This window comes from Streptomyces sp. SID1328 (assembly GCF_009865595.1).
In the GTDB taxonomy this organism is placed as follows: domain Bacteria; phylum Actinomycetota; class Actinomycetes; order Streptomycetales; family Streptomycetaceae; genus Streptomyces; species Streptomyces griseoluteus.
The window spans coordinates 1-5,391 of record NZ_WWKH01000286.1 but is presented as its reverse complement, the minus strand read 5'-3'; the positions used below and the strand labels follow the sequence as shown (position 1 = coordinate 5,391).

The window sequence follows — 5,391 nt, the reverse complement described above, 5'->3', positions numbered from 1 at the left end:
CCGCCCCGCTCAGATCCAGCGGGACACCGGAGCAGCCCTCACCCCATCGAGCCCCCCTCTACCGGGGCCCCACACCCGGATCCAGCGGGACAAGGGCGGCACCACCACCCCGCCCGCCCAGGGCACACCCGCCACGCAAGCCGCGAACACGACCACCGGCACGAAGCAGCCGGGCAAGAACTCCACCCGGACCAAACCCCCGGCCCCCGACTCCTCCCCCGACCTGGACGATCTGGCCCGCCGCCTGCTGGACCCCGTCTCCCGCCTCCTGCGCAACGAGCTGCGCCGGGGCCGGGACCGCACGGGCCGCCCCTTCGACGGCCGTCGCTGAGACACCGCCCCTGACCCGCCCCGCCATCCCCGAACGCCCCACGGACGGAACCCGAGCAGCATGACCGACAACATCTTCGCCACGAGCGTGTTCTTCCGGCTCAACATCGGCGGGAACGACCTCGGCGCGTTCCACACGTGTTCCGGCATGGGGGCGCAGGTCGAGATGGAGACGTACGCGGAGGGCGGGAACAACGGGTTCACCTGGCAGTTGCCGGGCCGGGTGACCTGGTCGAACATCACGCTGACCCGGCCGGTGACGTCGGACACGGCGAAGATCGGCCGGTGGCTGGACGAGACGCTGCGCCGGGTGGAGCCGAAGGACGGCGAGATCGTGGCGCTGCGTCCCGACCTCAGCCGGATCATCGGCTGGCAGGTGTACGGGATCGTGCCGGTCCGCTGGCAGGGCCCGTCGTTCGACCCGGCGAGTTCGCAGGCGGCGGTGGAGACGCTGGAGATCGCGCACGAGGGGCTGGTTCCTTCCTGACCGCCCGCTCGCCCCGCCAAGTCCCCGTCTCCCAGGAAGGAACCACCCCATGTCCCCATCGGTCCGCGCCAGCCGGGCCAGGGCGCAGCTCACGCTCAAGGAGCCGCCGGCCTCGGTCGGCGCCAAGCCCGGCGGCACGCTCGCGCGGCTCGACCTCCAGTTCAACCCGTCGACGCTGGAGCTGAGCAAGTCCACCGAGTGGCGCCGCTCCCCGGCGCGCATGGCGGGCGAGTCGGCGCTGCCGGAGTTCGTCGGCAGCGGGCCGAGGGTGCTGAGCCTTGAGGTGTTCCTGGACGCGACGGCCACCCACGACAACTCCGTGGAGCAGGCCGTGGAGAAGCTGATGAAGGCGTGCGTGCCCACGCAGGCGAGCCTCGGCCGGAAGAAGCCGGCGAGCCCGTGGGTCCGGTTCGAGTGGGGTACGGCGCGTACGACGTCGTTCGACGGGGTCCTGTCCAGCCTGTCGGTGTCGTACACGCTGTTCGACGTGGACGGCAAGCCGCTGCGGGCCACCTGCTCACTGTCCATCGAGGAGGCGAGCGTCGACCCGCCGGGGCAGAACCCCACCTCCGGCGCGCGGACGGCGCGCAGCACGCACACGCTGGTGGCGGGCGACAGCCTGGCGATGCTCGCCTGGCGGGAGTACGGGGACGCGACGGCCTGGCGGGCGATCGCCGAGGCGAACGGCATCGACGACCCGATGGCCCTGCGGCCCGGCACCGAACTGGTGGTGCCCGGACTGCGGGACGCCGGGTACGAGGAGGAGCGGTGACGGCCGCCGAGTCGGGTGACGTCCGGTCGTTCGCGGCCGATCCGGTGGTCGAGGCACCGGGCGAGCTGCCGAACACCTGGGCGACGCAGCTGGTGAGCTGTGTGATCGAGGAGAGCGTGGGGCTGCCGGACACGGCGGTGCTGACGTATCGCGATCCGCAGCACGAGTTCCTCGCGGCGACCGGTGTCACGATCGGCACGCCGCTGCGGGTGTCGGTGGTGACGGTGAAGGGGCAGGCGCGGGAGCCGCTGTTCAGCGGCGAGGTGACGGCTCTGGAGCTGGACCGGGACGGCACCGGCACGTTCACCGTCGTACGGGCGTACTCCAAGGCGCACCGGCTGCAGCGCGGCCGGAAGGTGGTGGCGTACCGGAACATGACGACGGCGGCGATCATCCGCAAGGTCGCCACCTCTGCGGGCCTGGCCTGCGGCAAGGTGGAGGCGCCTGCGGTCACGCACAAGCAGCTCTCCCAGGCGAACGTCTCCGACTGGGACTTCCTGCAGTACCTGGCGGGCGAGTGCGGTGCGCAGGTGCGGGTGGACGACAAGGGTGTCCTGCAGTTCACCCGCCCGGTGAAGGCGTCCGGCGCGCCCGCTCCGTCGACGCCCGCGACGCGGAGCCCGCTGGTGCTGGAGTACGGGCGGAACCTGCTGGCGCTGCGGGCGTCGCTGTCGATGGCGGACGCGGCGCAGAAGGTGCAGGTGCGCGGCTGGGACGCGACCACCAAGCGGGCGGTGGTGGCCGAGCAGGCGTCCATCACCAGCGGCACGGTCGTGCCGGGTCTGAACCCCGCGTCGGTGAACCGGTTCGGCAAGAAGACCCAGGTGACGGTGGCCGACACCCCGTACCGCACGCAGGCGGAGGCGGCGGCGGTGGCGCGGGCGACGGCGGAGCAGGTGAGCGCGTCCTACGGTGACCTGGAGGCGCTGACCACCGGCAATCCGGCGCTGCGCGCGGGCAAGGCGGTCGCACTGGGCAATGTGGGCCCCGCGTTCTCGGGGCGGTACACGGCGACGGCGGTGCAGCACGTGCTGGAGCCGCACGGCGGCTACCGGACGACCCTGTGGGTCAGCTCCCGCCCGGACCCCTCGCTGACCGGCCTGTCCGGTGCCGGGGCGGCGGGCTCGCGCGGTGCGCGCATTCCGGGGCTGGCGATCGGCGTGGTCACCGATGTGCGGGAGCCGAACGGCGCGGAGCAGGGCGCGGTGCGGCTCAAGTTCCCCTGGCTGGACGACACTTACGTGTCGGACTGGACGCGTACCGTGCAGTGGGGCGGCAAGGGCGGCGGCGGTGTGGTCAGCCCAGAGGTCAACGACGAGGTGCTGGTCGGGTTCGAGCAGGGGCTGCTCGACAGTCCGTACGTCCTCGGCGGGCTCTACAACGGGGTGGACAAGCCGTCGAAGCACGACGTGCCGTTGGTGGACAAGACCAGCGGAAAGGTCAACCGGCGCTCGATCGTCTCGCGTTCGGGGCACCGGCTGGAGCTGCTGGACGCGCCCCGGCCGGGTCCGTCGGGGCTGCGGCTGGTGACGGCGGACAAGCGTCTGGAGGTCCGGATGGACGACCGCGAGGACCGGATCGAGGTGACCGTGTACCGGTCGCCGGGTCAGGTGGGCACGTCGATGGTGCTGGACAAGCAGGACATCACGCTGAGCGCGCCGCAGGGCCAGGTGACCCTGAAGGGGCGCCGGGTGGTGCTGGACGGGCAGTCGCGGGTGTCCGTTTCCGGGCGCGCGGTGGCGGTGACCGGGCGCTCGTCGGTCGAGGTGGACGGTGGGCTGCTGGGTGTCCTGAAGGCCAAGCTGATCCGGATCAACTGATCCGTCGCGCACGTCCGTTGATGTCGATTTCCGAGGAGTTCACGATGCCGGCCGCAGCCCGTACCGGTGATCCGACGAGCCATGGCGGCCGGATCACCACCCCGCCGCCCGCGGCCGCCGCGCGGGTGGCGACCGTACTGATCGGGGGCCGTCCGGCCGCCGTCGTGGGCAGCCTGCACGTGTGCGTGGTCCCCCCGCACGCCGCCACCGGGCCGCTGAACGTGATCATGCCGGACCCGATGGCGGTGGTGGGCGAGGGCGTGCTGATCGGCGGGCTGCCGGCCGCGCGGATGGGCGACAGGACGGCGTGCCAGGCGCAGATCGTGATGGGTGAGTTGAGCGTGGAGATAGGTGGCGTGCTGTGAGCGAGCGGTTCATCGGCCGGGGCTGGGCGTTCCCGCTGCGGGTCGGGCCCACCGGCGGGATCGCCATGGTGGAGCGGGCGCGGGAGATCGAGGAGGCCATCCGGCTGGTCCTCGGCACCGCGCCCGGCGAGCGGCCGATGCGGCCCGAGTTCGGCTGCGGCATCCACGACTACGTGTTCGCGCCGGGCGACGGCGACACGGCGGGCCGGGTCGCGCAGCAGGTCCGGGAGGCCCTGGAGCGGTGGGAGCCGCGGATCTCCGTGGACGACGTGGTGGTGGCCTTCGACGCGGTCGACGCCGGGACGCTCTACATCGACGTGCATTACACGGTGCGTTCCACCAACGACCGGCGCAATCTGGTGTTTCCGTTCTACACGATCCCCTCCGAGGAGGGTGTCGAGGAAGTGGTCGGCGACTGATGGTCCTGCCCTCCCCCAATCTGGACGACCGGCGCTTCCAGCAGCTCGTCGACGAGGCGAAACGGTATGTGCAGCAGCGTGCCCCCGAGTGGACCGACCACAATGTGTCGGACCCCGGTGTCACGCTGATCGAGACGTTCGCCTATCTGGTGGACCAGCTGCTCTACCGGCTGAACCGGGTGCCGGAGAAGAACTACCTCGCTTTTCTCGACCTGTTGGGCATCCGGCTGTTCCCGCCGTCGGCGGCGTCCGCCGAGGTCGACTTCTGGCTCTCCGCGCCGCAGCCGGAGCCGGTGACGCTGACCGAGGGCACCGAGGTGACGACGGCGGCGGGCGAGGACGAGGACGCCGTCGTCTTCGCCACCACCGGTGAACTGCGCATCCTGCCCAGTGAGTTGATCCGGCTGGTGACGGCGCCGCGCGGCGGTGACCAGACCGACCGGACGAACGCGCTCGCCGAGGGCCGGGACGTGCCCTGCTTCCAGACGACGCCCGAGCCCGGTGACGCGCTGCTGTTCGGGCTGACGACGGCGGTGCCGCGCTGTGTGGTCGCCGTCCGCCTGGACAGCCGGGTCGAGGGCGTCGGTGTGGACCCGCGCCAGCCCCCGCTGGTCTGGGAGGCGTGGGACGGCACGCGCTGGCTGCGGTGCGAGACCGGCGAGGACACCACGGGCGGTCTGAACCGGCCCGGCGAGGTCATCGTGTACGTCCCGGCGTCGCACACGGCGTCCGTGATCGGCGGGACGCACGCGGGCTGGCTGCGCTGCCGGGTCGTGCCGCCCGAGCCCGGCCAGCCGTTCTACTCCGAGTCGCCGACCGTGCGGGAGGCCGCCGTGTTCACGGTGGGCGGCACCATGACGGTGGAGCACGCGGAGACGGTGACGGACGTGCCGCTCGGCGTCTCCGAGGGCGTCGCCGGGCAGACGTTCCGCCTGGACCGGCCGCCGGTACTGCTCGAGGGCGAGCCTCCCGTGGTGGAGGTGTCCTCCGCCGACGGCTGGCAGCGCTGGCAGGTCGTCGGGCACTTCGGCCGCTCCGGCCCCGAGGACCGGCATGTACGGGTGGACGCCACCTCGGGCGAGTTCGGTTTCGCGCCCGCGCTGCGCGAGCCCGACGGCACGCTGCGCCCGTGCGGCGCGGTGCCGCCCAAGGGCGCCCAGGTCCGCGTGGCCCGCTACCGCACCGGCGGCGGGCCGGC

At 72.5% G+C, this 5,391-nt stretch carries 6 protein-coding genes and 1 pseudogene; all 7 read left to right on the top strand.

From position 1 onward, the window contains the following. Positions 1-331, top strand: a pseudogene (locus tag GT030_RS35540) (hypothetical protein); the annotation flags it as partial. 60 nt (positions 332-391) lie between these two features. Then, the gene (locus GT030_RS08745) at positions 392-817 is read left to right on the top strand and encodes a phage tail protein (RefSeq protein ID WP_086696354.1); all 426 of its coding nucleotides are present in this window, start codon (positions 392-394) and stop codon (positions 815-817) included. Positions 818-866: 49 nt separating this feature from the next. Beyond that, complete coding sequence (locus GT030_RS08740) at positions 867-1,589, top strand: LysM peptidoglycan-binding domain-containing protein (protein ID WP_086696355.1); 723 nt, start codon at positions 867-869, stop codon at positions 1,587-1,589. Beyond that, positions 1,586-3,409, top strand: coding sequence for a VgrG-related protein (locus tag GT030_RS08735; protein WP_161200605.1), 1,824 nt, complete (start codon positions 1,586-1,588; stop codon positions 3,407-3,409). Before GT030_RS08740 ends, GT030_RS08735 begins: the two co-directional genes overlap by 4 nt. A gap of 44 nt (positions 3,410-3,453) precedes the next feature. Continuing rightward, positions 3,454-3,774, top strand: a complete 321-nt coding sequence (locus tag GT030_RS08730) for a PAAR domain-containing protein (protein WP_161200604.1) — start codon at positions 3,454-3,456, stop codon at positions 3,772-3,774. After that, positions 3,771-4,193, top strand: coding sequence for a GPW/gp25 family protein (locus GT030_RS08725; RefSeq protein WP_031181818.1), 423 nt, complete (start codon positions 3,771-3,773; stop codon positions 4,191-4,193). Before GT030_RS08730 ends, GT030_RS08725 begins: the two co-directional genes overlap by 4 nt. Further along, on the top strand, positions 4,193-5,391 hold a 1,199-nt coding region (locus GT030_RS08720), incomplete at its 3' end, for a putative baseplate assembly protein (RefSeq protein ID WP_161200603.1). The genes GT030_RS08725 and GT030_RS08720, both read left to right, overlap by 1 nt.

Coding starts and splice junctions, on each gene's coding strand:
- GT030_RS08745 (WP_086696354.1), top strand. CDS start 392: ATGACCGACAACATCTTCGCCACGAGCGTGTTCTTCCGGCTCAACATC.
- GT030_RS08740 (WP_086696355.1), top strand. CDS start 867: ATGTCCCCATCGGTCCGCGCCAGCCGGGCCAGGGCGCAGCTCACGCTC.
- GT030_RS08730 (WP_161200604.1), top strand. CDS start 3,454: ATGCCGGCCGCAGCCCGTACCGGTGATCCGACGAGCCATGGCGGCCGG.